This window comes from Streptomyces flaveolus (genome assembly GCF_044765825.1).
Lineage (GTDB): Bacteria > Actinomycetota > Actinomycetes > Streptomycetales > Streptomycetaceae > Streptomyces > Streptomyces flaveolus.
The window spans coordinates 47335-70031 of sequence record NZ_JBIWKU010000011.1; the positions used below are offsets into that span (position 1 = coordinate 47335).

Sequence of the window (22697 nt, forward strand, 5' to 3'; positions counted from 1 at the left end):
CCTTCGTTTGTAAGGCGGGGGCTCACCGGCAGGTGAGAATGGCAGGGTGTACGAGCAACTCTTCAGCCCCACCGTGCAGCACACGCTCGACCTGATCGGCATCTTCGTCTTCGCCATCTCGGGCGCGCTGCTCGCCGTCCGCAAGAACTTCGACGTGTTCGGCATCGCCGTCCTCGCCCAGGTCACCGCGCTGGGCGGCGGGCTGTTCCGGGACCTGATCATCGGGGCGGTGCCGCCCGCCGCGTTCACGGACCTGGGGTACTTCCTGACCCCGCTGCTCGCCACGGTGCTGGTCTTCTTCCTCCACCCCCACGTCGAGCGCCTCCAGACCGGCGTCAACGTCTTCGACGCGGCCGGCCTCGGCCTGTTCTGCGTCGCCGGCACGACCAAGGCGTACGACTACGGGCTCGGCCTGACCGCCTCCGCCTGTCTGGGCATGGCCACCGCGGTGGGCGGCGGTGTGCTGCGCGACGTCCTGGCCAACGAGGTGCCGTCGCTGCTGCGCTGGGACCGCGACCTGTACGCCGTCCCGGCCATCGTCGGCGCCACCATGGTCGTCCTGTGCATCCGCTTCGACGCGCTGAGCTCCTTCACCAGCGGCCTCGCGGTGGTCACCGCCTTCGTGCTGCGCCTGCTGGCCCTGCGCTTCCACTGGCGGGCACCGCGCGCGTGGAACCGTCGGTCGACGGTCGTCGAGGGGGAGTGAGAGGTCTTCCGTCCGCTCCCGGGGGGGCAGCGGTAACAGAGAAAAGCTACCGCTTAGTAGTTTCCTGTTGTACCGTGCAGCCATGCCAGAAGCAGCCTCCGCACCGGCCACCCGGGCCACCATCGGCGACAGCGAGTTCGACCGGGACACCAGCGTCACCCGGCGCGCACCCGGTGTCTACGACATCGACCTCTCCGCCGGCTGGACGATCATCAGTGCCGTCAACGGCGGCTACCTGCTGGCCGTCCTGGGCCGCGCCCTCGGGGACGCCCTGCCGCACCCCGACCCCTTCACCATCTCGGCGCACTACCTCACCGCGTCCCGGCCCGGTCCGGCGGTCGTCCGCACGGAGACGGTCCGCACCGGCCGTACGCTCTCCACCGGCCAGGCGTCCCTCTTCCAGTACGACGACGAGGGCAACGAGGTCGAGCGCATCCGTGTCCTCGCCTCCTACGGCGACCTCGGGACGCTGCCCGACGACGTCCGCACCTCGGCGAAGCCGCCCGCGATCCCGCCCATGGACCAGTGCTTCGGCCCGGAGACTGCATCTGATGTCCGACTACCGTCGGGTGGTCCCGCCCCCGTGGAGGGCAGCTCCGCCATCGCCGACCGGCTGATGCTCAAGCTGGACCCCGCCACCCTGGGCTGGGCCCTCGGGCAGCCCTCGGGCAGGGGGGAGATGCGGGCCTGGTTCGGGCTCGCCGACGGCCGCGACGCCGACCCCCTCTCGCTGCTCCTCGCGGTGGACGCGCTGCCCCCGACCGCCTTCGAGCTCGGGCTCAAGGGCTGGGTGCCGACGGTCGAGCTGACCGTGCACGTACGCTGCCGCCCGGCACCGGGCCCGCTGCGCGTCTCCATCACCACCCGCAACCTCGCCGGCGGCTTCCTCGAGGAGGACGCCGAGGTCTGGGACAGCGCCGACCGCCTGGTCGCCCAGTCCCGTCAGCTGGCCCGGGTCCGGCTCGGCTGACGCGCCCCGCGGGCGGTGCGCGCCCGCTCGTCACCGCACGCCGGGACCGACAGGTCCCGGCGTGCGTGTCGCTTTTTCCTGCCCCGGTCAGTCCAGCCAGTGCCGGCGGCCGATGCTGATCAGCCGCATCCGGCGGGTCGCGACCGCGGCGACGCGCCGGCGCTCCTCCTCCGGAGCCTCCAGCGTCTCCAGGAACAGCGAGGCCGTGATCAGCATCTGGTCGACGTAGAGGCCCGCGAGCATCAGCAGGTCGTCGTCGTGCCAGCCCGCCGACTGCGGGTCCTTGGCCAGCTCGGTCTGCACCTCCTCGGCGAACCGGGCCAGTTGGTCGCGTATCGCCTCCCGCACCGGCTGCACCCCGCCGTGGCGCTCCCGGGCGATGAACCGGACGTGGGCGGGATGCGCGGCCACGTGACCGGCGATCAACTCCACGGCCCGGGCGATCCGTTCCTCACTGTCCTCCGCGGGCGACACCGTCGTCCGGATCATCGGATGCAGGCTGCCCAGCGCCTCCTCCACCAGCGCCACGCCGAGGTCGGCGGTGGAGCGGAAGTGCCGGTAGAAGGCGGTCGGGGCCACGCCGACGGCACGGGTGACCTCGCGCAGGCCCAGGCTGCTCAGGCTCTGCTCCTCCAGCAGCGCGAGCGCCGCGTCCAGGAGCGCCTGACGGGTCTTCTGCTTCTGGGCCTGCCGAACGCCGAGGGTGTGACTCATACCATGCAGTTAACAACTGTTCTCCGGAATTGAAAAGCCATGACGCGCGCTAGACTGGGAAGTCAGTGAACAACTGTGACTACAACCGTTCACCGAAGGTTGGGGGATCCGCGCCATGCTGTTTCTCGTCGTCGCACTTCTGCTCTTCGGCGCCGTCCTGGGCACCGTCGCCCACGCGCCGCTCACCCTGTCCGTCGCCGTCGGCCTGGTCATCGCCGTCTGGCTCGGCGTCTTCGCGGTCCGCGAGCGGCACGGCCGCCGCCGGAGCAGCTCCGCCCACTGACCGCCGCCGGTCCGTCGACGCACCGTCCGGCCCACCGACGCACCGTAAGGAGAACACCGTGCAGCTCACCGCACCGGCCACCCGCCGGACCGGTATCCGGGACACCGACGGCATGGCCGTCGCGTCCTTCGTCCTCGGCCTCCTCGGCCTGCTCGTCCTCAACGTCTTCCTGGGCCCCGTCGCCATCGCGCTGGCCGGCGTCGCCCTGTGGCGGGGCACCGCCCGCCGCGGCCGGGCCCTCCTCGGCCTCGGCCTGGGCGTCGCCGACCTGCTGGTCCTGGTGGCGGTCATGTCCGCGGACAACACGATGTCGTGGAATCTGTGAGCCGCCCGCCCTGCGGCCGGGTGCCGGTTCGCCGAAGAGACCGGCCTTGATCCGAGGCCGGGCGGGGCCGCCCCGTAGAATCGGCCCCACCATGGCTTACCTCGACCACGCCGCGACCACCCCGATGCTCCCCGAGGCGGTCGAGGCACTCACCGCGCACGTGGGCGCCACCGGCAACGCCTCCTCCCTCCACGCGTCCGGCCGCCGCGCACGGCGCACCGTCGAGGAGGCCCGCGAGACCCTCGCCGACGCCCTCGGCGCCCGCCCCAGCGAGGTCGTCTACACCTCCGGCGGCACCGAGGCCGACAATCTCGCCGTCAAGGGCCTGTATTGGGCCCGCCGCGACGCCGACCCGGCCCGCACCCGGGTGCTGGCCAGCCCCGTCGAGCACCACGCCGTCCTCGACGCCGTCCACTGGCTCGGCGAACACGAGGGGGCGACCGTCGAGTACCTGCCGGTCGACGCGTACGGCCGCGTCCACCCCGACGCGCTGCGCGAGGCCATCGCCCGCGATCCCGACGATGTCGCCCTCGCCACCGTCATGTGGGCCAACAACGAGATCGGCACGATCATGCCGGTCCGTGAACTCGCCGACGTGGCCGCCGAGTTCGACGTTCCCCTGCACGCCGACGCGGTCCAGGCCGTCGGCCAGCTCCCGGTCGACTTCGCCGCCTCCGGGCTCGCCGCGATGACGGTTTCCGGCCACAAGATCGGCGGCCCCTACGGCATCGGCGCGCTGCTGCTGGGCCGCGAGTACACGCCCGTACCCGTCCTGCACGGCGGCGGCCAGGAACGCCACGTCCGCTCCGGCACCCTCGACGTGCCCGCCGTCGCCTCCTTCGCGGTGGCCGGGCGCCTCGCCACCGAGCAGCGCGAGTGGTTCGCACGGGAGATCGGCTCCCTGCGCGACGACCTGGTCGACGCGGTGCGTACGGCGGTCCCGGACGCCGTCCTGGGCGGCGACCCGGTGGACCGGCTGCCGGCCAACGCCCACTTCACCTTCCCCGGCTGCGAGGGCGACTCCCTGCTCCTGCTGCTCGACGCCCAGGGCATCGAGTGCTCCACCGGCTCCGCCTGCACCGCCGGCGTCGCCCAGCCCAGCCACGTCCTGCTGGCCACCGGAACCGACCCCGACCTCGCCCGGGGCACCCTGCGCTTCTCCCTCGGCCACACCTCCACGGAGGCCGACGTCGAGGCGCTCGCCAAGGCGATCGGCCCGGCGGTGGAACGCGCGCGGGCGGCGGGGCTGACGTAGGGGGCGGGCGGCAGGGGTCAGGCGCTCGTCGAGGCGCCGGCGGACGGACCGCTCGTCGCCGCCCGCCGGACCAGCTTCAGGTACCGGTCCCAGTCCCAGTGCGGCCCCGGATCGGTGTGGTCGGCGCCCGGCACCTCCACGTGGCCGATGATGTGCTCGCGGTCCACGGGTATCTCGTACCGCGCGCAGATACCCGCGGTCAGCCGGGCCGAGGCGGCGTACATCGCGTCCGTGAAGTCCTGCGGCCGGTCCACGAAACCCTCGTGCTCGATGCCGACACTGCGCTCGTTGTAGTCCCGGTTGCCCGCGTGGTACGCCACGTCCAGCTCGCGGATCATCTGCGTGACGTGCCCGTCCTGGCCGACGATGTAGTGCGTGGCGGCCTTGTGACCGGGGTCCTGGAACGCCTTCACGGCGCTCGCGAAGCTGCCCTGCGTGACATGGACGATCACCATGTCGATGCCGAAGTCGTCGGGCCGGTCCGCGCGCCGCCAGTTGGCGTCCGACGCCGACACCCACCGGGCGCCCGCGTAGTCGACGGCGCCCTTCTCGCGCGGCTTCTCCACGCCCGGAGTACGCCACCACAGCCGCGCCAGCTCGTCGCGCGCCAGCACCGCCGTGCCCACGGCCGCCGCCGTGCCGCCGACGAGCAGCGCCCGGCGCCCGATGTGCCGGTCCGCGTCCCTGGATCCGCCCGTGGACCCGCTCTTCGCCCCCATGCGATCTTCAACGCATACTCGCGCGCTCCGGTTCCCGCGCACCCGTACCCTGGAAGGGTTATGACTGACACCCCGCAGCGCACCCGCCCCCTCCGCGTCCTCGCCGCCATGTCGGGCGGAGTCGACTCCGCCGTCGCCGCCGCCCGCGCGGCCGAGGCGGGGCACGACGTGACCGGCGTCCACCTGGCACTCTCCGCCAACCCGCAGTCCTTCCGCACGGGCGCCCGGGGCTGCTGCACCATCGAGGACTCCCGGGACGCCCGCCGCGCCGCGGACGTCATCGGCATCCCCTTCTACGTCTGGGACCTCGCCGACCGCTTCCGTGAGGACGTGGTCGAGGACTTCGTCGCCGAGTACGAGGCCGGCCGCACCCCCAACCCGTGCCTGCGCTGCAACGAGAAGATCAAGTTCGCCGCGCTGCTCGACAAGGCCCTCGCGCTCGGCTTCGACGCGGTCTGCACCGGTCACTACGCGAAGGTGATCCTGCGCGAGGACGGCACCCGCGAACTGCACCGCGCCTCCGACATGGCCAAGGACCAGAGCTACGTCCTCGGCGTGCTGGACGACCGGCAGCTCGCCCACGCCATGTTCCCGCTCGGCGACACGCTCACCACCAAGGACGAGATCCGCGCGGAGGCCGAGCGCCGGGGGCTCGCCGTCGCCAAGAAGCCCGACTCGCACGACATCTGCTTCATCGCCGACGGCGACACCCAGGGCTTCCTCGCCGGCCGGCTGGGCCGGGCGGAGGGCGACATCGTCGACGAGGCCGGCAACCGGCTCGGCACCCACGAGGGCGCCTACGGCTTCACCATCGGCCAGCGCAAGGGCCTGCGGATCGGCACGCCGGCGGCCGACGGCAAGCCCCGCTACGTCCTCGACATCTCCCCGGTGAACAACACCGTCACGGTGGGCCCGGCCGAGGCGCTGGACGTCACCGCGCTCACCGCGATCAAGCCCCGCTGGTGCGGCGCCGCCCCGACCGGCCCCGGCACCTACACCGCCCAGCTCCGCGCCCACGGCGGCGAGACCGAGGTCACCGCCGGCCTGGTCGACGGCACGCTGGAGGTGTCGTTCGCCGAGCCGGTGCGCGGCGTCGCCCCCGGCCAGGCGATCGTGCTGTACGACGGCACCCGCGTGGTGGGCTCGGCGACCATCGCGTCGACGACGCGCGCGACGGCGGGCGTGGCCTGAACCCGGCGCCTTCCTACGCAGCGAAGAACTCCGCCAGCACCGGCGCCAGGACGCCCGGCTCCACCATGTGACTCTGGCCCCCGAGGGTCCGGTACGTGCCCTCGGGCACGGCATCGGCGACGGCCCGCGCCGCCTCGCGCATCCACTCGGCCCCCGCGTCGCCCGCCAGGGCCAGCACGGGCGCGGTGATCTCCGCCAGCCGGGCCCGCGGCACCCGGGCGTCGCCCATCACCGCGTCGTCGTACGCGAGGCTCGGCGCGACCGACTCCATGCCGGCCCACATCGGCGACTGGCGGGCGCCCCGGATCATCTCCTCGCCCAGGCCGGTGAGCCGCAGGAACAGCTCCACCGCGTCCCCGCGCCGCCCCTGCCCGAGCGCTTCGCCGAGCCGCTCGGTGTACTCCGCGCGGGCCCGCGCGGAGTCGTCGTCCATGGCGTACGGCACCTCGTAGACGGCGGCCCGGCGCACCGGCAGCCCGCTTGCCGCCGCCCGCAGCACCAGCGCGCCGCCCGACGAGATGCCGTACAGCGACGCCTCGCCGCCGACCTCCTCGATCAGCGCCGCCAGGTCCTCGACCTCGCGCTCCACCGCGTAGGGCGCCGTGTCCCCGCTCTCGCCGCGGCCCCGGCGGTCGTACACGGTGACGTCGAAACGGTCCGACAGCTCCGCGGCCAGGGGCGCCAGCGTGGCCCCCGTGGACATCGCGCCGCTGACCAGGACGACGGCCGGCCCCTGCCCGGTACGTTCGTACGCGATGCGCGTGCCGTCACGCGAAAAGGTCTTCTTGTCCATGCTTGTGCAGACTGCCCTACGGCACGCGTTTCATCCCTCAGGACACCTCGACGTCGTAGAAACACAGATGGTCCTTGATCTCCGCCACGTCCGGCTTCGGGTCCGGGTAGGACCAGACGAGGTCCGTCGCGTCCGGCAGCGACCAGTAGGACGCGTCGCCCTTGAACGGGCAGTGCGTGTGCGTGGCGGACGGCGTCAGCAGGTCCAGGCGTACGTCGTCGGCGGGAAGGTAGTACCGGTCGGGACAGCCCGTCTCGTGCAGGACCAGTGCCCCGTCGCTCTCCGCCAGGACCTGCCCGCCGTGCACCACGCGCACGTGCCGGTCGCTCCGCTCGATGGTGATGCGATGACCCTTCGTCACGATGATCGATCCTCCTCGGGTGGCCCACGTCTTCGGTACAGCGTGCGCCCGGGCCGAGTTCTTCCCGGCCGGCGCGCCCCCCGTACCGTGGTCCCATGAACATCTGCGTCTTCCTCTCCGCCGCCGATCTCGACGAGCGCTACACGCGCCCCGCGAAGGAGTTCGGCACCCTCCTCGGCAAGGGCGGGCACACGCTCGTGTGGGGCGGTTCGGACACCGGGCTGATGAAGGTCGTCGCCGACGGCGTGCACGAGGCCGGAGGCAGGCTCCTGGGCGTCTCCGTGGACTTCCTGGCGGCCAAGGCGCGCGAGGGCGCCGACGAGATGGTGATCGCCAAGGACCTCGCCGAGCGCAAGCGGCTGCTGCTGGAGAAGGCCGACGCCGTGGTGATCATGGTGGGCGGCACCGGCACCCTGGACGAGGCGACGGAGATCCTGGAGCTGAAGAAGCACGGGCACACCGACAAGCCGGTCGTCCTGCTCAACACGGCGGGCTTCTACGACGGGCTCAAGGAGCAGTTCCGCCGCATGGAGGACGAGGGCTTCCTGCCGCGCCCCCTCACCGAGCTGGTGTTCTTCGCCGAGGAGCCGGTCGGCGCGCTGGCCTACCTGGAGGAGAGCCGGGGCGTGGAGTGAGCCCGCGGTGATGCGAGCATGGCGGTCATGGCTACACATGTGATCACCGGAGCGGGCTCCGGCATCGGCGCGGCCGTGACCCGCCGCCTGCACGAGCGCGGCGACGAGGTCGTGCTGCACGCGCGCGACGCGGGCCGCGCGAAGGAACTGGCGGCCGCGTTCCCCGGCGCGAAGACGCTGGTCGGCGACCTGGCGGACCCGGACAAGCTCTCCTGGGCCTTCTCGCACCAGACGCTGCCCGACCGCGTGGACTCCCTGCTGCACATCGCGGGCGTGGTCGACCTCGGTCCCGTCGGCGACCTCACCCCGAAGACCTGGCGCCACCAGCTCAACGTCAACCTGGTCGCCCCGGCCGAGCTGACCCGCCTCTTCCTGCCCCAGCTCCGCGTCGCCCAGGGCCAGGTCGTCTTCGTCAACTCCGGTTCCGGACTCAACGCCCACGCCGGCTGGTCCGCGTACGCCGCATCCAAGCACGGCCTGAAGGCCCTGGCCGACTCCCTGCGCCAGGAGGAGCACGCGAACGGCGTCCGCGTCACCTCCGTCTACCCCGGCCGCACCGCCAGCCCCATGCAGGCCAAGGTCCACCAGCAGGAGGGCAAGGAGTACGACCCCGCGAAGTGGATCGACCCCGAGTCGGTCGCCACGACGATCGTCATGGCCCTGGACCTGCCCAGGGACGCGGAGGTCAACGACCTGACGGTGCGCCCGGGGCGGTGACGGCGGCTTGGGGCCTGTCGTTCGGATCATGCCCGCGTCGCGGGGCGTGGCACGCGCATCTGCGGCGTTGTCGCCGGTTGCCAGGGCTCCGCCCTGTCGCCCTCCTCCGCCTTGCAGCTGCACGCACCACGCCCCGCTCAGGCCGGCTGAAAGGCTTGAGCCCGCTCAGCCGACCTGATCCGAACGACAGGCCCTAGGCTGGCCGGGTGAGCGACAACAGCCAGACCAGCCCGCGTTTCGGCCCCGCGACCGGCGTCGGCTCCCTGCCGGGGGACGACGCGCGCGAGGCCGTCAAGACCGCCACCGGCTCCTTCGAGGACTTCCCCTTCCTGCCCGAGCTGCCCGCCCGCGGCCCCGGCGCCGACATGATCGGCCGCAGCGCCGGGATGCTCGTCGAGCTGTACGCGCGCGTGGAGCCCAGCGGCTGGCGCCTCGGCGACCGCCCGGGCCGCGACACCAAACGGGCCCGGGCCTGGCTGGGGGAGGACCTCGACGCGCTCGAGGAGTTCACGCAGGGTTACGAGGGGCCGCTGAAGGTCCAGGCCGTCGGCCCCTGGACGCTGGCCGCCGCCCTGGAACTGCGAAACGGTGAGGCCGTCCTGTCCGACGCCGGTGCCACCCGCGACCTCGCCGCCTCCCTCGCCGAGGGCCTGCGCCTGCACCTCGCCGAGCTCCGGCGCCGCGTCCCCGGCGCGACGCTCGTGCTCCAGCTCGACGAGCCCTCCCTCACCGCGGTGCTGCGCGGCCAGGTGCGCAGCGCCAGCGGCTACCGCACGTACCGGGCCGTGGACCGGCAGGTCGTGGAGGCGGCCCTGCGCGACACCGTCGGGGTGCACGGCGAGGGCCCCGTCGTGGTCCACTCCTGCGCACCCGACGTCCCGTTCGCCCTGCTGCGCCGGGCCGGCGTCGCGGGCATCTCCTTCGACTTCTCCCTCCTCACCGAGCGTGACGACGACGCGATCGGTGAGGCGGTGGAGGGCGGCACCCGGCTGTTCACCGGTGTCGTGCCGGGGACGGACGGCCCATTGTCAGACCCTGCCGGTAGCGTCATGGGTGTCAGGACGCTGTGGCGCAGGCTGGGGCTGCATCCGGGGCTTCTCGCGGAGGCGGTCACGGTGACGCCGTCGTGCGGACTCGCGGGCGCGTCCCCCGAGTACGCCCGCCGCGCGCTCGCCCACTGCGTCCGGGCGGCGAGATCCCTCGCGGACAACCCAGAGTAACGGGAGGACGACACGGTGGCCGGCGACAAGCAGGCGGAGACGACGAGTGTGCCCGCCGAGGCGCGCGAGAAGCACGTGCAGCTCGCTGAGCAGATCGAGGAACACCGCTTCCGGTACTACGTGAAGGACGCCCCCGTCATCAGCGACGCGGACTTCGACCGGCTGCTGCGTTCCCTGGAGGCGCTGGAGGAGGAGTACCCGGAGCTGCGCACCCCGGACTCGCCGACCCAGAAGGTCGCCGGTTCCTACGAGACGGAGTTCACGGCCGTCGAGCACCGCTCGCGCATGCTCTCCCTCGACAACACCTTCAACGACGACGAGCTCGCCGCCTGGACCGAGCGCATCGCCAAGGAGCTGGGCGAGCAGAAGTACCACTTCCTGTGCGAGCTGAAGGTCGACGGGCTGGCCGTCAACCTCACCTACGAGCGCGGCCGGCTGGTCCGCGCGGCCACCCGCGGCGACGGCCGCACCGGCGAGGACATCACGCCCAACGTCCGCACCATCACCGAGATCCCCGAGCGCCTCACGGGCGACGAGGTCCCCGACCTCGTGGAGATCCGCGGCGAGGTCTACTTCCCGATGGAGAAGTTCCAGGGACTCAACGCCCGGCTGGTCGAGGCCGGTGACAAGCCCTTCGCCAACCCGCGCAACGCGGCGGCCGGTTCACTGCGCCAGAAGGACCCGCGCGTCACCGCCTCCCGCCCGCTGCACATGGTCGTCCACGGCATCGGCGCCCTGGAGGGCTACACGGGCATGACCCGCCTCTCCCAGGCGTACGACCTCCTGGCGACCTGGGGCCTGCCCACCTCCCCGCACAACAGGGTGGTCGACGGCCTCGACGGCGTACGGGAGTTCATCGCGTACTACGGCGAGAACCGGCACTCGGTGGCGCACGAGATCGACGGCGTCGTCGTCAAGCTCGACGAGATCCGCCTCCAGGGACGCCTCGGCTCCACCGCGCGCGCCCCGCGCTGGGCCATCGCCTACAAGTACGCGCCCGAGGAGGTCAACACCAAGCTCGTCGACATCAAGGTGGGCGTCGGGCGCACCGGCCGCGTCACGCCGTACGCGCAGGTCGAGCCGGTCACCGTGGCCGGCAGCGAGGTGGAGTTCGCCACCTTGCACAACCAGGAGGTCGTCAAGGCCAAGGGCGTCCTCATCGGCGACACGGTGGTGCTGCGCAAGGCCGGTGACGTGATCCCCGAGATCCTCGGGCCGGTGGCCGACCTGCGGGACGGCAGCGAGCGGGAGTTCGTCATGCCGGCCGAGTGCCCCGAGTGCGGGACGCCGCTGAAGGCCATGAAGGAGGGCGACATCGACCTCCGGTGCCCCAACGCCCGTACCTGCCCGGCCCAGCTGCGCGAGCGCGTCTCCTACCTCGCCGGCCGGGAGTGCCTGGACATCGAACACTTCGGCGGCGTCGTCGCGGCCGCGCTCACCCGGCCGCTGGAGCCGGCCGATCCGCCGCTCGTCGACGAGGGCGACCTCTTCGACCTCACCGTCGAGAAGCTGCTGCCCATCAAGGCGTACGTCCTCGACCCGGACAGCGGGCTGCCCAAGCGCGACCCCAAGACCGGCGAGGAGAAGGTCGCCAGGGTCTTCGCCAACAAGGAGGGCGAGCCGAAGAAGAACACCCTCGCCCTGCTGAAGAACATCGAGGAGGCCAAGAGCCGTCCGCTCGCCCGCTTCCTCAACGGCCTCTCCATCCGGCACGTCGGCCCGGTCGCTGCCCAGGAACTCGCCCGCCAGTTCCGCTCCGTCGACCGCATCGAGCAGGCCACCGAGGAGGAGTTGGCGAACACCGACGGCGTCGGCCCCATCATCGCCGCCTCCCTCAAGGAGTGGTTCGCCGAGGACTGGCACCGCGAGATCGTCCGGAAGTGGAAGGCGGCCGGAGTTCCGCTGGAGGAGCAGTCGACCGGCGAGGACGAGGGCCCGCGCCCGCTCGAAGGACTCACCGTCGTCGTCACCGGCACCCTGGAGAACTACACGCGGGACGGAGCCAAGGACGCCCTGCAGAGCCGGGGCGCCAAGGTGACCGGATCGGTGTCCAAGAAGACGTCGTTCGTGGTGGCGGGCGACAACCCCGGGTCCAAATACGACAAGGCGATGCAACTCAAGGTGCCCGTCCTGAACGAGGACGGTTTCACCGTCCTGCTCGAGGAAGGTCCCGAAGCGGCCACCGACGCCGCGCTTTCGGCCGAGGAATAGCGGTTGAAGGCCACCCGATCGGCGCATACCAGATGCATACGGGTGGCCGGGTCGCATTCGGGCAACCGTCGGCGACCGGTGCCCCTGGAAGCCTTCCGCGGCCTACTGTTGAGGGGTGCGCCTGCCGTGCCCAGCTGCGGTCGGGGGCATCCCCCTGCCCCAAGGAACAGGGGGAAGGGTTCTCCAACGCGGAGCCGTTGAGGGTTGTCGGGCGCAGGGCCGCGTGGCGTGGGCACCCGCCGGCTGTGAGAGGGACGGGAATGGAACCGACCGAGAGCGCCGCCGCGGGCTCACGGCCGCGCCTGCGTCACCTGGTGGGGACGTGGCACGTGAGCCGGCGGCTCGGGCAGCGCGGTGGTGGCGCACGGCACCCCGCGGCGGACGCCCCGGGCAGCGCGCCGCCCGCCGCCGGCGCGCCCGCGATGTCCGGCGCCGACGCCGAACGGCACCTGTCCTGGCCCGCGTTGCCCGCGGCGGTCGTGGCCGCGGCCGGATTCGTCCTGGGCGCCGGCTTCTACCGGGCGTTCGCCGAGGGCCACGCCCTCTTCCCGTCCGGCACCGCCGGCTGGTCCCTCGCCGTGCTGACCGGCATCGTCGTCGGCCACCTGGTCATGCTCGGCCGCTCCCGCTGGTGGGGCGGCACCGGCTCGGGCGCCGCCCTCACCCTCGCCGTCCTGCTGCTCTACGGCTGGATCCCGGCCGGCATGGTCAGCCTCACCGTCGTCGTCCTGGTCGGCATAGCCCGCCGGGGCCGCTGGCGGCAGGGCGTCCTGCACGGCGCGGTGGACATCCTCGGCATCGCCGCGGGTGCCCTGCTGCTCGGCGTCTGCGGCTCCGTACCGTCCGTGGAGCACCCCTGGGACCCGAACACCTGGGGGGTGTACGCGGCCCCCAAGGTGGTGCTCGTCGCCGTCGCCTACCTCGCCGTCACCCGCGCCCTGCTCTGGTACCTGCACACCCCGCGGGCCGGGCTGCCCACCGTCGCCCGCACCGCCCTGGTCAGGCACGGCCTGGTGGCCGTCGCGCTGCTCGGCATCGCGCCGCTGGTCTGCGTGGTCGCCGTCGCCAAGCCGCTGCTGCTGCCGCTGTTCTCCATCCCGCTGATCGCTCTCGACTCCACGCTGTGGATCGCCCGCGCCCGGGCGGAGGAGCAGTTGCGCGATCCGCTGACCGGACTGCCCAACCGGCAGTGGCTGCTGGAGCGGACCTGGACCGCTCTGGACGACGCCGAACGGGTCGGCGCCCGCGCCGCCCTGATGCTGATCGACCTGGACCGCTTCCGGTCGGTCAACGACACCCTCGGACATCTCGCCGGTGACCGTCTGCTGTTGCAGACCGCCGACCGGCTGCGGCTGGCACTGCCGCGCGGGGCGGAGGCCGCGCGGCTGGGCGGTGACGAGTTCGCCGTCCTGCTGCCGGTCGCCGACTCCACCACCTCGGCGACCCGGGTCGCCCGGGGACTCGTCGCCGCGCTCAGCTCGCCGCTCGACCTGGACGGGCTCACCCTCGTCCTCGAGGCCAGCGCCGGGGTCGCCGTCTTCCCCGACCACGCGCTGGACGCCGAGGGGCTGTTGCGCCGGGCGGACGTGGCGATGTACCAGGCGAAGCGGGACCGCACGGGCGTGGAGGTCTACGAGTCCAAGCGCGACTCCAACACCCCGGACCGGCTCGGGCTGCTGGGCGATCTGCGCCGGGCCCTGGACGCCCACGAGGTCCGGCTGCACTACCAGCCCAAGGTCCGCTTCGACGGACAGGTGGCCGGCCTGGAGGCACTGGTCCGCTGGGTGCACCCCGAGCGGGGCAGCGTGCCGCCCGACGAGTTCATCGCGATCGCCGAGTCCTCCGGGCTGATGCCCCATCTGACGGAGTACGTGCTGGAGACGGCGCTCGGACAGGTCGCCCGGTGGCGGGCCCAGGGCCTGTTCGTGCCGGTCGCGGTCAACGTCTCCCCGCGCGACGTCCACACCCCCGGCTTCGCCGGTTCGGTCGCCGCGCGGCTGGCCCGGCACGGAGTCCCGGCGGGGGCGCTCCAGCTGGAGATCACGGAGCACGTCCTGCTGGAGGACCCGCAGCGCGCCGCCGACACCCTCGCCGGACTGACCGCGCACGGCGTGAAGATGTCCCTGGACGACTTCGGCACCGGCTACTCCTCCCTCGTGCACCTGCGCCGGCTCCCGGTCAGCGAACTCAAGATCGACCGCTCGTTCGTGGCCCGGCTGGCCGTCGACACCGAGGACGCCGAGATCGTGCGCTGCACCGTCGACCTCGCGCACTCCCTCGGCCTGCTGGTCGTCGCGGAGGGCGTCGAGGACGACGAGACCTGGGAACGTCTGCGTGACCTGGGCTGCGACGCCGTACAGGGCTGGCTGGTCGCGGCGGCGATGCCGCCCGAGGAGACCACGGCGTGGCTGCGCGCCCGGGGTTCACGCGGCTGGGTCCGCCCCGCCGCGGCGCTGCCGGCCGCGGCGACCGACGAGTGACGTGCCCGCGGGTACGGCCGTGACCCACGGTGAGGGCGCCGTTCAAGGGCCGACGCGCCCGCGGCACGGCACGGCCGTCGGGGTGCCTCGCCAGCGCGTCCCGGCATGACTGCGCCCGCGGGGCGGCGTGCCGTGGGTCCATGGCGACACCGCTTGCGGCGGTGACCGGCGAGGAGCCTCACCGTGGGCGATCGACGAGGGTGCCGGCGGCGCGCCGCACGGCCGTTGGCCCCCCGGAAGGCGTCCGCCGGCGGCTGAACAGCGCCGGCGGCTGCACAGCACTGCGGGCCGCCCGGTGCGGGGCGGAGGGTTCCGTGGTGCGCGGTGGATGACCAGGTGGCCCGGCCGCACGCGTCGTCGAGGGCATGCGCGTCGTCCGGAGGCGGGTGCCGCGCGTCCGGGTCCCCGTGTGTGCGGCGCCGCCCAGTGCCTTCGCGGTGGTTTGATCGGTGCGGGCTGCCCCGAGCCGTCCGCGCACCGAGCACCACCCGTACCGTCGCCAAGGGAGCCGACGATGTCGCTGTTCGTTCCGAAGTCCGACGAGACCGTGATCGTCCGCGCGGCCGAGGCCGAGGTCGTCGGCCGCGCGCCCACCACCGTGCGCCTGCTGGCCGACAGCAGCGCGACCGGCGGAGCCCTGTCGACCCAGCGCGTCACCCTCACGGCGGGCGCCGACGGCGCCAAGCCGCACTGGCACGACAACTCAGCCGAGATGTTCTTCCTGCTCGACGGCGCCGCCGACATCCTCTCGGGCGACGAGGTCGTCACCGCGGGCCCCGGCGACCTCGTCGTCGTCCCGCCCGGCAAGCCGCACGCCTTCGCCGCCGTGCCCGGAGCCGACGCCGACCTGCTCATCGTCCTCACGCCGGGCGTCGAACGCTTCGAGTACTTCCGTCACCTGCAGCGCATCCGCCTCGGCGAGGTCCCGCCGGAGAGCATCCTCGACGTGCAGGACCTGTACGACAACCACTTCCTGAGCAGCGAGGCCTGGGAGGCGCGGCGCCGGGGAGCGGCGCCGGGGGAAACCGTTTAACGGCCACCCGGCCCGGCCCCATAGGATTGGGCCCGAACCGATCGGCCCGAAACACACGCACTCACCCCAGAGGAACGCTGCATGCCTGGCATCACGCGCGAGGAGGTCGCCCACCTCGCCCGGCTGGCGCGTCTGGAGCTGAAGCCCGAAGAGCTCGAGCACTTCGCGGGACAGCTGGACGACATCATCGGCGCGGTCGCCCGCGTCAGCGAGGTCGCCGACCAAGACGTACCGCCGACCTCTCACCCGCTCCCGCTGACGAACGTCATGCGCGCGGACGAGGTCCGTCCGTCGCTCACGCCCGAGCAGGCGCTCTCCGGCGCCCCGGCCCAGGAGCAGCAGCGTTTCAAGGTGCCGCAGATCCTGGGGGAGGAGTAACCGCCATGAGCGACATCATCAAGCTCACCGCGGCCGAGATCGCCGCGAAGATCGCCTCCGGCGAGCTGACCGCGGTCGAGGTCACCGAGGCCCACCTGGCCCGCATCGAGGCCGTCGACGAGAAGGTGCACGCCTTCCTGCACGTCGACCGCGAGGGCGCCCTCGCCCAGGCCCGTGCCGTGGACGAGAAGCGCGAGCGCGGCGAGAAGCTCGGCCCGCTGGCCGGCGTCCCGCTCGCGCTCAAGGACATCTTCACCACCGAGGGCGTGCCCACGACCGTCGGTTCGAAGATCCTCGAGGGCTGGATCCCGCCGTACGACGCGACCGTCACCAAGCGCCTCAAGGCCGCCGACGTCGTCATCCTCGGCAAGACCAACATGGACGAGTTCGCCATGGGGTCCTCCACCGAGAACAGCGCGTACGGCCCGACCGGCAACCCCTGGGACCTCACCAAGATCCCCGGCGGCTCCGGCGGCGGTTCCTCCGCGGCCCTCGCCGCCTTCCAGGCCCCGCTCGCCATCGGCACCGACACCGGCGGCTCCATCCGCCAGCCCGCGGCCGTCACCGGCACGGTCGGCGTCAAGCCGACGTACGGCGGCGTCTCCCGCTACGGCATGGTCGCCTTCTCCTCCTCCCTCGACCAGGGCGGCCCCTGCGCCCGCACGGTCCTGGACGCGGCCCTGCTGCACGAGGTGATCGCCGGGCACGACCCGATGGACTCCACCTCCATCGACGCCCCGGTCCCCGCGGTCGTCGAGGCCGCCCGCAACGGCAGCGTGCGGGGCATGCGCGTCGGTGTCGTCAAGCAGTTCCGCGGCGAGGGCTACCAGGCCGGCGTCATCCAGCGCTTCGACGAGTCCGTCGAGCTGCTCAAGGAGCTGGGCGCCGAGATCGTCGAGCTGGACTGCCCGTCCTTCGACCTCGCGCTCTCCGCGTACTACCTGATCGCGCCCTCCGAGTGCTCCTCCAACCTCGCCCGCTTCGACGGCCTGCGCTACGGCCTGCGGACCGGCGACGACGGCACGCACTCGGCCGAGGAGGTCACCTCGCTGACCCGCGAGGCCGGCTTCGGCCCCGAGGTCAAGCGGCGCATCATGCTCGGCACGTACGCCCTGAGCTCCGGCTACTACGACGCGTACTACGGCAGCGCCCAGAAGGTCCGCACCCTCATCACGCGGGACTTCGAGAAGGCGTTCGAGCAGGTCGACGTGATCGTCTCCCCGACGACCCCGACCACCGCCTTCGCGATCGGCGAGCGCGCCGACGACCCGATGGCGATGTACCTGGCCGACCTGTGCACCATCCCCACCAACCTGGCGGGCAACGCGGCCATGTCGCTGCCCTGTGGCCTCGCCCCCGAGGACAACCTGCCGGTGGGCCTGCAGATCATCGCCCCCGCCATGAAGGACGACCGGCTGTACAAGGTCGGCGCCGCCGTCGAGGCCGCCTTCGTGGAAAAGTGGGGCCACCCGCTGCTGGAGGAGGCTCCGTCGCTGTGAGCAAGCTGTCGAAGGCCAAGGGCTTCAAGAAGTCCAAGAACGGCCTGTACCTGTCCATGGCCACCACCGCGTTCGGTGCGTTCAGCGTCGCCAAGCAGGCGAAGCTCGCCCGCGCCGAGAGCGACACGCTCCGTCTGGTCGACGCCGCCGTGTCCGCCGCCGCCATCGTCACCGGCCTCGCCATCCTCTACCGCGAGCTGAAGCGGCTGGGCGACGACGACGTCCTGCTGGGCTGAGAGGGAAGTTTCACCGTGACCACCACGACCGACCTGGTGTCGTACGAGGACGCGCTGGCGTCGTACGACCCCGTCATGGGCCTCGAGGTCCATGTCGAACTCGGCACCCGGACCAAGATGTTCTGCGGCTGTTCGACCGCACTGGGCGCCGACCCGAACACCCAGACCTGCCCCGTCTGCCTCGGCATGCCCGGCGCGCTCCCGGTCGTCAACGCGACCGGCGTCGAGTCGGCGATCAAAATCGGCCTCGCGCTCAACTGCGAGATCGCCGAGTGGTGCCGCTTCGCCCGGAAGAACTACTTCTATCCGGACATGCCGAAGAACTTCCAGACCTCCCAGTACGACGAGCCGATCGCCTTCAACGGCTACCTCGACGTGCAGCTGGAGGACGGCGAGACCTTCCGCGTCCAGATCGAGCGCGCCCACATGGAGGAGGACACCGGCAAGTCGACGCACGTCGGCGGCGCCACCGGCCGTATCCACGGCGCGTCCCACTCCCTGCTGGACTACAACCGCGCCGGCATCCCGCTCATCGAGATCGTCACCAAGCCGATCGAGGGCGCGGGGGAGCGTGCGCCGGAGGTCGCGCGGGCGTACGTCCGCGAGCTGCGCGAGGTCATCCGCGCGCTCGGCGTGTCCGAGGCCCGGATGGAGATGGGCCAGATGCGCTGCGACGTCAACCTGTCGCTGCGTCCGAACGGCACCGAGAAGTTCGGTACCCGCTCCGAGACCAAGAACGTGAACTCGCTGCGGTCCGTGGAGCGCGCGGCCCGCTTCGAGATCCAGCGGCACGCGGCGGTCCTGAACAGCGGCGGCACGATCATCCAGGAGACCCGCCACTTCCACGAGGACACCGGGTCCACGACCTCGGGCCGCGTGAAGGAGGAGGCCGAGGACTACCGGTACTTCCCAGAGCCCGACCTGGTGCCGGTGGCCCCGTCCCGCGAGTGGGTCGAGGAGATCCGGTCAGCCCTTCCCGAACTGCCGCTGGTGCGCCGCAACCGGCTCCGCGAGGAGTGGGGCATCTCCGGCACCGACATGCAGGCCATCCTCAACGCCGGTGCGCTGGACCCGATCGTCGCCACGATCGACGCCGGTGCCGACGCGGCCTCGGCCCGCAAGTGGTGGATGGGCGAGCTGGCCCGCAGCGCCAACGAGTCCCAGAAGTCGCTGGACGAGCTGGCGATCACGCCGCAGCAGGTGGCCCGGGTGACCGAGCTGGTCACGAAGGGCGACCTGAACGACAAGCTGGCCCGCCAGGTCATCGAGGGTGTCCTCGCGGGTGAGGGCACGCCGGACGAGGTCGTCGACAAGCGCGGCCTGAAGGTCGTCTCCGACGAGGGCGCGCTGACCGCCGCCGTCGACGAGGCCATCGCCGGCAACCCGGGCGTCGCCGACAAGATCCGCGGTGGCAAGGTGGCCGCGGTCGGCGCCCTGGTCGGCGCGGTCATGAAGGCGACCCGGGGTCAGGCGGACGCGGCCCGCGTCAAGGAGCTGATCCTGGAGAAGCTGGGCGTCGAGGGCTGACGCCGGCTCTCACCGCTTCGGGGGATGCACCGGTCACGGTGCATCCCCCTCGGCGTGTCCCGCCGTGGGGCGGTGGGTCGCACCGTGTCCGTCACGGCGCACGGCACGGTGTCACGCCGTACGGCGCCCCACGACCCGTGCGAAGCCCAGCGCGCGCCCCTCGTCGGTGCGCAGCAGCTCCACCGAGCCGCGTGCCATCCCCGCCATGAACTCGCTCGGGCTCTCCTTCGCACATACCTCGCTCCACCGCGGCCGGTCCCGCCGGCCGTCCGGCTGCCAGTCCGCGGCCTCGACCTCCACGGCGCCACCGCGCGTCCAGTGCCGCGGCTCCACGCCCTCCGGCTCCTCACGCAGCGCCGGTACGACGACGCCGATCCGCCCGCCGGGCTTGAGCAGCCGGGATTTCCGGCCGCGCGACACGGCGGAGTTCACCTGATTGTCCGGGGACCCGTCTCCCGGTGTTGTGAAGAAGACCACGAAATACGCAAATGATCACGTCCGACTGCAAGAGTGGCTTCGCATTGCTCATGCGTTCTTTGCGGGCTGTTCACACCATGAACGACTGTTCCCTGACAAAGATCCACAATCAGACATCCGGGAGCACGTTTCGTGGCAGCCCTCGCACGCTGGTGTGTCCAGCGCCGCCTCGTCGCCGTTCTGCTCTGGCTCCTCGCCCTCGGCGGGGTCGCCACGGCCGCGGTCGTCTCCGGCTCCGCCTACTCCAACGACTACGGCGTTCCCGGCACCGACTCCGACCGCGCCTCCCGGCTGCTCGCGTCGGGCTTCCCCGGACTCGGCGGCGACAGCGACACCGTCGTCTGGCACACCACGTCCGGGACGGTCCGTGCGGCCGACGTCGAACAGACCATGACCCGCACCCTGGACCGCATAGCGGAGCTGCCCGGGGTGGCCACGGTGACCAACCCCTACGACGATCCCGACTCGGGCCTGATCAGCGAGAACGCCCAGACGGCGTACGCCACGGTCACCTTCGGCGCCCCGGCCCAGGACATCGACGCGGCCCAGGCGCGCGCGGTCGTCGACACCGCCAGGGCCGCCGAGGCCGACGGGCTCGAGGTCGAACTGGGCGGCAGCGCCGTCGCGCTCACCGAGTCCTCCGGCGGCCACCTCGCCGAGGCCGTCGGCGTGGCCGTCGCCGCGGTCGTGCTGTTCCTCGCCTTCGGGTCCCTCGCCGCGTCCCTGCTGCCCATCGCCACGGCACTGGTCTCCGTCGGCACCGCCTACGCCGGCATCACCCTGCTCGGCCACGCCATGACCGTCGCCGACTTCGCGCCCATGCTGGGCACCCTCATCGGACTCGGCGTGGGCATCGACTACGCGCTGTTCATCGTCACCCGGCACCGGCGCGGACTGAAGCGCGGCCTGTCCGTCACCGAGGCCGCCACCAGTGCCGTCGCGACCACGGGACGCGCGGTCGTCTTCGCGGGCGCCACCGTCTGCATCGCCCTCCTCGGCATGCTGATCCTCCGGCTCAGCTTCCTCAACGGCGTGGCCATCGCCGCCTCGCTGACCGTCGTGCTCACCGTCGCCGCCTCCGTGACGCTGCTGCCGGCCCTGCTGTCGTACATCGGCCCGCGCGCCCTGAGCCGCCGCGAGCGGCGCAGACTCGCCGAGCACGGGCCCGAACCCGAGCTGCCGACCGGGCTCGCCGCCCGCTGGTCGGCGTTCGTCGAGCGCCACCCCAAGCTGCTCGGCGTCCTCGCCCTGGTCGTCGTCACGGTCCTCGCCCTGCCCACCCTCGGACTGCGCCTGGGCACCTCCGACCAGGGCAACGACCCCCGGGGCACGACCACCCGCCAGGCCTACGACCTGCTCGCCGACGGCTTCGGACCCGGCGTGAACGGACCCCTCACCCTGGTCACCGAGGTGGGCGGCGCCGAGGACCGGCTCGCCCTGGACAACCTGGACGCCTCCCTGCGCACCACCGAGGGGGTCTCCTCGGTGACGCCGGTGACGTACAACTCCGGCGGCGACACCGCGTACCTCGCCGTCGTGCCCGAGTCGGCCCCGCAGTCCCGGACGACCAGCGACCTCGTCGAGCGGCTGCGCTCCGAGGTGCTGCCGCGTGCCGAGACCGGCACCTCGCTCGACGTGCACGTCGGCGGAGTGACGGCGGGCTACGACGACTTCGCCGGGGTCATCGTCGGCAAGCTGCCCCTGTTCGTCGGGGTCGTCGTCGGGCTCGGCTGCCTGCTGCTCCTGCTGGCCTTCCGCTCCGTCGGCATCCCGGTCAAGGCCGCGGCGATGAACGTCGCCGCCGTGGCCGCCTCCTTCGGGATCGTCGTCGCGATCTTCCAGTGGGGCTGGGGCAGCGAACTGCTCGGGCTCGGCAGCGCGGGCCCGATCGAGCCCTTCCTGCCCGTGATCATGGTGTCGGTGCTCTTCGGGCTCTCCATGGACTACCAGGTCTTCCTGGTCAGCCGGATGTACGAGGAGTGGCTGGAGACCGGCGACAACCGCCGGGCCGTGCGCGTCGGCCTCGCCGAGACCAGCCGCGTGATCAACTCCGCCGCGGTCATCATGATCTCGGTGTTCCTCGCCTTCGTGCTCAGCGGCGACCGGGTGATCGCCATGTTCGGCATCGCGCTCGCCGCCGCCGTCGCCCTGGACGCCTTCGTGCTCCGCACGCTCCTGGTGCCCGCGCTGATGCACCTGCTCGGCCGGGCCAACTGGTGGCTGCCGCGCCGGCTGGACGCCTGGCTGCCCCGCCTCAGCATCGAGCCGCCCGAGTGCCGCGCCGCCCATGAGAGGCTGGCCGCGGCGACGGACGCCGAAGCGGCGGACGTCCTGGCGGAGGAGGAACGGCAGCGCGATGTACGCGATATCACTGGGTGACGACGGAGCCGAACTGCGCCCCCTGGAGACCTGGCACGCCGAGGAGTTCCTGGCCCATCTGGACCGGGGGAGGGACTTCATCACCCGGCACATCCCCTTCGGCGCGAAGGCCACCGACGTCGGCTCCGCCCGGGAACTGCTCCAGTCCTACGCCGACCGGCACGCCGCCGACAGCGGCTTCCTGCACGGGCTGTGGCTGGACGGCAAGCTCGTCGGCGGGCTGCTCTTCCGCGTCTTCGACGCGGCCACCGGCGTCTGCGAGATCGGCTGCTGGCTGGAGCCGGCCGGAACGGGCCGGGGCCTCGTCACCCGCGGCGCCCGCGTCCTGATCGACTGGGCCTTCGACGAGCGCGGCATGCACCGCGTGGAGTGGCACGCGTCGTCCGCGAACACCCCCAGTGTCAACGCGGCCCGGCGGCTCGGCATGGTGCGGGAGGGCATACTGCGCGAGAGCTTCCCCTATCGGGGCGCCCGCCAGGACATGGAGGTGTGGGCCGTGCTGGCGCCCGAGTGGCGTGCGGCACGCGCGCGCGGGGCTCACAACGATCATTAAGGGACCTCTCAGAGAGCGTCCGTACGGTGCGAGGC

22 protein-coding genes and 1 pseudogene are annotated in these 22697 nt (G+C 72.4%); 18 read left to right on the plus strand and 5 right to left on the minus strand.

What is annotated here, in order from left to right:
- The first annotated feature begins 46 nt into the window (after positions 1-46).
- Together ACIRG6_RS28805 and ACIRG6_RS28810 are read left to right on the plus strand one after the other, a co-directional pair.
- Positions 47-706, plus strand: a complete 660-nt coding sequence (locus tag ACIRG6_RS28805; protein ID WP_239763022.1) for a trimeric intracellular cation channel family protein — start codon at positions 47-49, stop codon at positions 704-706.
- 82 nt (positions 707-788) lie between these two features.
- Positions 789-1676: a thioesterase family protein gene (locus ACIRG6_RS28810; RefSeq protein WP_364679797.1), complete on the plus strand. Its 888-nt coding sequence runs from the start codon at positions 789-791 to the stop codon at positions 1674-1676.
- 87 nt (positions 1677-1763) lie between these two features.
- On the opposite strand, the gene ACIRG6_RS28815 is transcribed toward ACIRG6_RS28810, so the two are convergent.
- Positions 1764-2390: a TetR family transcriptional regulator gene (locus tag ACIRG6_RS28815; RefSeq protein ID WP_364679799.1), complete on the minus strand. Its 627-nt coding sequence runs from the start codon at positions 2388-2390 to the stop codon at positions 1764-1766.
- A 115-nt stretch (positions 2391-2505) separates the two neighbouring features.
- Between ACIRG6_RS28815 and ACIRG6_RS28820 the strand changes: the two genes are divergently transcribed.
- The 3 genes from ACIRG6_RS28820 (at position 2506) to ACIRG6_RS28830 (ending at position 4253) form a co-directional block, all read left to right on the plus strand.
- Positions 2506-2673: a hypothetical protein gene (locus ACIRG6_RS28820; RefSeq protein WP_225634833.1), complete on the plus strand. Its 168-nt coding sequence runs from the start codon at positions 2506-2508 to the stop codon at positions 2671-2673.
- A gap of 58 nt (positions 2674-2731) precedes the next feature.
- Positions 2732-2998 (plus strand): DUF4190 domain-containing protein, encoded by a 267-nt coding sequence (locus ACIRG6_RS28825; protein ID WP_403324987.1) that lies wholly within the window; start codon positions 2732-2734, stop codon positions 2996-2998.
- 91 nt (positions 2999-3089) lie between these two features.
- On the plus strand, positions 3090-4253 hold the full coding sequence (locus tag ACIRG6_RS28830; RefSeq protein ID WP_364679802.1) for a cysteine desulfurase family protein: 1164 nt from the start codon (positions 3090-3092) through the stop codon (positions 4251-4253).
- A 17-nt stretch (positions 4254-4270) separates the two neighbouring features.
- Here the strand turns inward: ACIRG6_RS28830 and ACIRG6_RS28835 are convergent, their stop codons facing one another.
- Positions 4271-4972 carry an N-acetylmuramoyl-L-alanine amidase gene (locus tag ACIRG6_RS28835; RefSeq protein ID WP_364679805.1) on the minus strand — a complete coding sequence of 234 codons (702 nt, stop codon included), beginning with the start codon at positions 4970-4972 and terminating at the stop codon, positions 4271-4273.
- A 60-nt stretch (positions 4973-5032) separates the two neighbouring features.
- Here ACIRG6_RS28835 and mnmA point away from each other — a divergent pair, with 60 nt between their 5' ends.
- A complete protein-coding gene (mnmA, locus tag ACIRG6_RS28840; RefSeq protein WP_364679808.1) occupies positions 5033-6163 on the plus strand; it encodes a tRNA 2-thiouridine(34) synthase MnmA in 1131 nt (376 codons plus the stop codon).
- Positions 6164-6176: 13 nt separating this feature from the next.
- Here mnmA and ACIRG6_RS28845 read toward each other — a convergent pair whose 3' ends face one another.
- Complete coding sequence (locus ACIRG6_RS28845) at positions 6177-6956, minus strand: alpha/beta fold hydrolase (RefSeq protein ID WP_403324988.1); 780 nt, start codon at positions 6954-6956, stop codon at positions 6177-6179.
- Between the two features lie 37 nt (positions 6957-6993).
- A complete protein-coding gene (locus ACIRG6_RS28850; protein ID WP_364679813.1) occupies positions 6994-7317 on the minus strand; it encodes a DUF427 domain-containing protein in 324 nt (107 codons plus the stop codon).
- A 95-nt stretch (positions 7318-7412) separates the two neighbouring features.
- Between ACIRG6_RS28850 and ACIRG6_RS28855 the strand changes: the two genes are divergently transcribed.
- The 10 genes from ACIRG6_RS28855 to gatB all read left to right on the plus strand — a co-directional run bounded on the left by ACIRG6_RS28855 (position 7413) and on the right by gatB (position 19253).
- Positions 7413-7952 carry an LOG family protein gene (locus ACIRG6_RS28855; RefSeq protein WP_239763039.1) on the plus strand — a complete coding sequence of 180 codons (540 nt, stop codon included), beginning with the start codon at positions 7413-7415 and terminating at the stop codon, positions 7950-7952.
- A 27-nt stretch (positions 7953-7979) separates the two neighbouring features.
- Complete coding sequence (locus ACIRG6_RS28860) at positions 7980-8669, plus strand: SDR family oxidoreductase (RefSeq protein WP_318214531.1); 690 nt, start codon at positions 7980-7982, stop codon at positions 8667-8669.
- Positions 8670-8875: 206 nt separating this feature from the next.
- Positions 8876-9889, plus strand: a complete 1014-nt coding sequence (locus ACIRG6_RS28865) for a methionine synthase (protein WP_364679817.1) — start codon at positions 8876-8878, stop codon at positions 9887-9889.
- 15 nt (positions 9890-9904) lie between these two features.
- Entirely contained in the window at positions 9905-12100 is a 2196-nt protein-coding gene (gene ligA / locus ACIRG6_RS28870) for an NAD-dependent DNA ligase LigA (protein ID WP_403324989.1), read from the plus strand.
- Between the two features lie 260 nt (positions 12101-12360).
- The gene (locus ACIRG6_RS28875) at positions 12361-14580 is read left to right on the plus strand and encodes a putative bifunctional diguanylate cyclase/phosphodiesterase (RefSeq protein ID WP_364679823.1); all 2220 of its coding nucleotides are present in this window, start codon (positions 12361-12363) and stop codon (positions 14578-14580) included.
- Positions 14581-15094: 514 nt separating this feature from the next.
- Positions 15095-15613 carry a cupin domain-containing protein gene (locus ACIRG6_RS28880; RefSeq protein WP_350722699.1) on the plus strand — a complete coding sequence of 173 codons (519 nt, stop codon included), beginning with the start codon at positions 15095-15097 and terminating at the stop codon, positions 15611-15613.
- Positions 15614-15694: 81 nt separating this feature from the next.
- Positions 15695-15991, plus strand: coding sequence for an Asp-tRNA(Asn)/Glu-tRNA(Gln) amidotransferase subunit GatC (gene gatC, locus ACIRG6_RS28885; RefSeq protein ID WP_070023066.1), 297 nt, complete (start codon positions 15695-15697; stop codon positions 15989-15991).
- A gap of 5 nt (positions 15992-15996) precedes the next feature.
- Positions 15997-17490: an Asp-tRNA(Asn)/Glu-tRNA(Gln) amidotransferase subunit GatA gene (gene gatA / locus ACIRG6_RS28890; RefSeq protein WP_318214536.1), complete on the plus strand. Its 1494-nt coding sequence runs from the start codon at positions 15997-15999 to the stop codon at positions 17488-17490.
- The gene (locus ACIRG6_RS28895) at positions 17487-17726 is read left to right on the plus strand and encodes a hypothetical protein (protein WP_043504295.1); all 240 of its coding nucleotides are present in this window, start codon (positions 17487-17489) and stop codon (positions 17724-17726) included. Before gatA ends, ACIRG6_RS28895 begins: the two co-directional genes overlap by 4 nt.
- A 15-nt stretch (positions 17727-17741) precedes the next feature.
- Positions 17742-19253 carry an Asp-tRNA(Asn)/Glu-tRNA(Gln) amidotransferase subunit GatB gene (gene gatB, locus ACIRG6_RS28900; RefSeq protein ID WP_364823487.1) on the plus strand — a complete coding sequence of 504 codons (1512 nt, stop codon included), beginning with the start codon at positions 17742-17744 and terminating at the stop codon, positions 19251-19253.
- Positions 19254-19364: 111 nt separating this feature from the next.
- On the opposite strand, the pseudogene ACIRG6_RS28905 reads toward gatB, so the two are convergent.
- Positions 19365-19655, minus strand: a pseudogene (locus tag ACIRG6_RS28905) (SAM-dependent methyltransferase); the annotation flags it as partial.
- 207 nt (positions 19656-19862) lie between these two features.
- On the opposite strand from ACIRG6_RS28905, the gene ACIRG6_RS28910 reads away from it, so the two are divergent.
- On the plus strand, positions 19863-22109 hold the full coding sequence (locus ACIRG6_RS28910) for an MMPL family transporter (RefSeq protein WP_365020769.1): 2247 nt from the start codon (positions 19863-19865) through the stop codon (positions 22107-22109).
- Entirely contained in the window at positions 22087-22662 is a 576-nt protein-coding gene (locus ACIRG6_RS28915; protein ID WP_403324990.1) for a GNAT family N-acetyltransferase, read from the plus strand. Before ACIRG6_RS28910 ends, ACIRG6_RS28915 begins: the two co-directional genes overlap by 23 nt.
- Positions 22663-22697: the final 35 nt, after the last annotated feature.

What these genes read in the sequence shown, in the direction of transcription:
- ACIRG6_RS28820 (WP_225634833.1), top strand. Translation starts at nt 2,506, where the DNA reads ATGCTGTTTCTCGTCGTCGCACTTCTGCTCTTCGGCGCCGTCCTGGGC.
- ACIRG6_RS28815 (WP_364679799.1), bottom strand. Translation starts at nt 2,390, where the DNA reads ATGAGTCACACCCTCGGCGTTCGGCAGGCCCAGAAGCAGAAGACCCGT.
- ACIRG6_RS28810 (WP_364679797.1), top strand. Translation starts at nt 789, where the DNA reads ATGCCAGAAGCAGCCTCCGCACCGGCCACCCGGGCCACCATCGGCGAC.
- ACIRG6_RS28855 (WP_239763039.1), top strand. Translation starts at nt 7,413, where the DNA reads ATGAACATCTGCGTCTTCCTCTCCGCCGCCGATCTCGACGAGCGCTAC.
- gatA (WP_318214536.1), top strand. Translation starts at nt 15,997, where the DNA reads ATGAGCGACATCATCAAGCTCACCGCGGCCGAGATCGCCGCGAAGATC.
- ACIRG6_RS28880 (WP_350722699.1), top strand. Translation starts at nt 15,095, where the DNA reads ATGTCGCTGTTCGTTCCGAAGTCCGACGAGACCGTGATCGTCCGCGCG.
- ACIRG6_RS28860 (WP_318214531.1), top strand. Translation starts at nt 7,980, where the DNA reads ATGGCTACACATGTGATCACCGGAGCGGGCTCCGGCATCGGCGCGGCC.
- ACIRG6_RS28915 (WP_403324990.1), top strand. Translation starts at nt 22,087, where the DNA reads ATGTACGCGATATCACTGGGTGACGACGGAGCCGAACTGCGCCCCCTG.
- ACIRG6_RS28875 (WP_364679823.1), top strand. Translation starts at nt 12,361, where the DNA reads ATGGAACCGACCGAGAGCGCCGCCGCGGGCTCACGGCCGCGCCTGCGT.
- ACIRG6_RS28845 (WP_403324988.1), bottom strand. Translation starts at nt 6,956, where the DNA reads ATGGACAAGAAGACCTTTTCGCGTGACGGCACGCGCATCGCGTACGAA.
- ACIRG6_RS28835 (WP_364679805.1), bottom strand. Translation starts at nt 4,972, where the DNA reads ATGGGGGCGAAGAGCGGGTCCACGGGCGGATCCAGGGACGCGGACCGG.
- gatC (WP_070023066.1), top strand. Translation starts at nt 15,695, where the DNA reads ATGCCTGGCATCACGCGCGAGGAGGTCGCCCACCTCGCCCGGCTGGCG.
- ACIRG6_RS28830 (WP_364679802.1), top strand. Translation starts at nt 3,090, where the DNA reads ATGGCTTACCTCGACCACGCCGCGACCACCCCGATGCTCCCCGAGGCG.
- mnmA (WP_364679808.1), top strand. Translation starts at nt 5,033, where the DNA reads ATGACTGACACCCCGCAGCGCACCCGCCCCCTCCGCGTCCTCGCCGCC.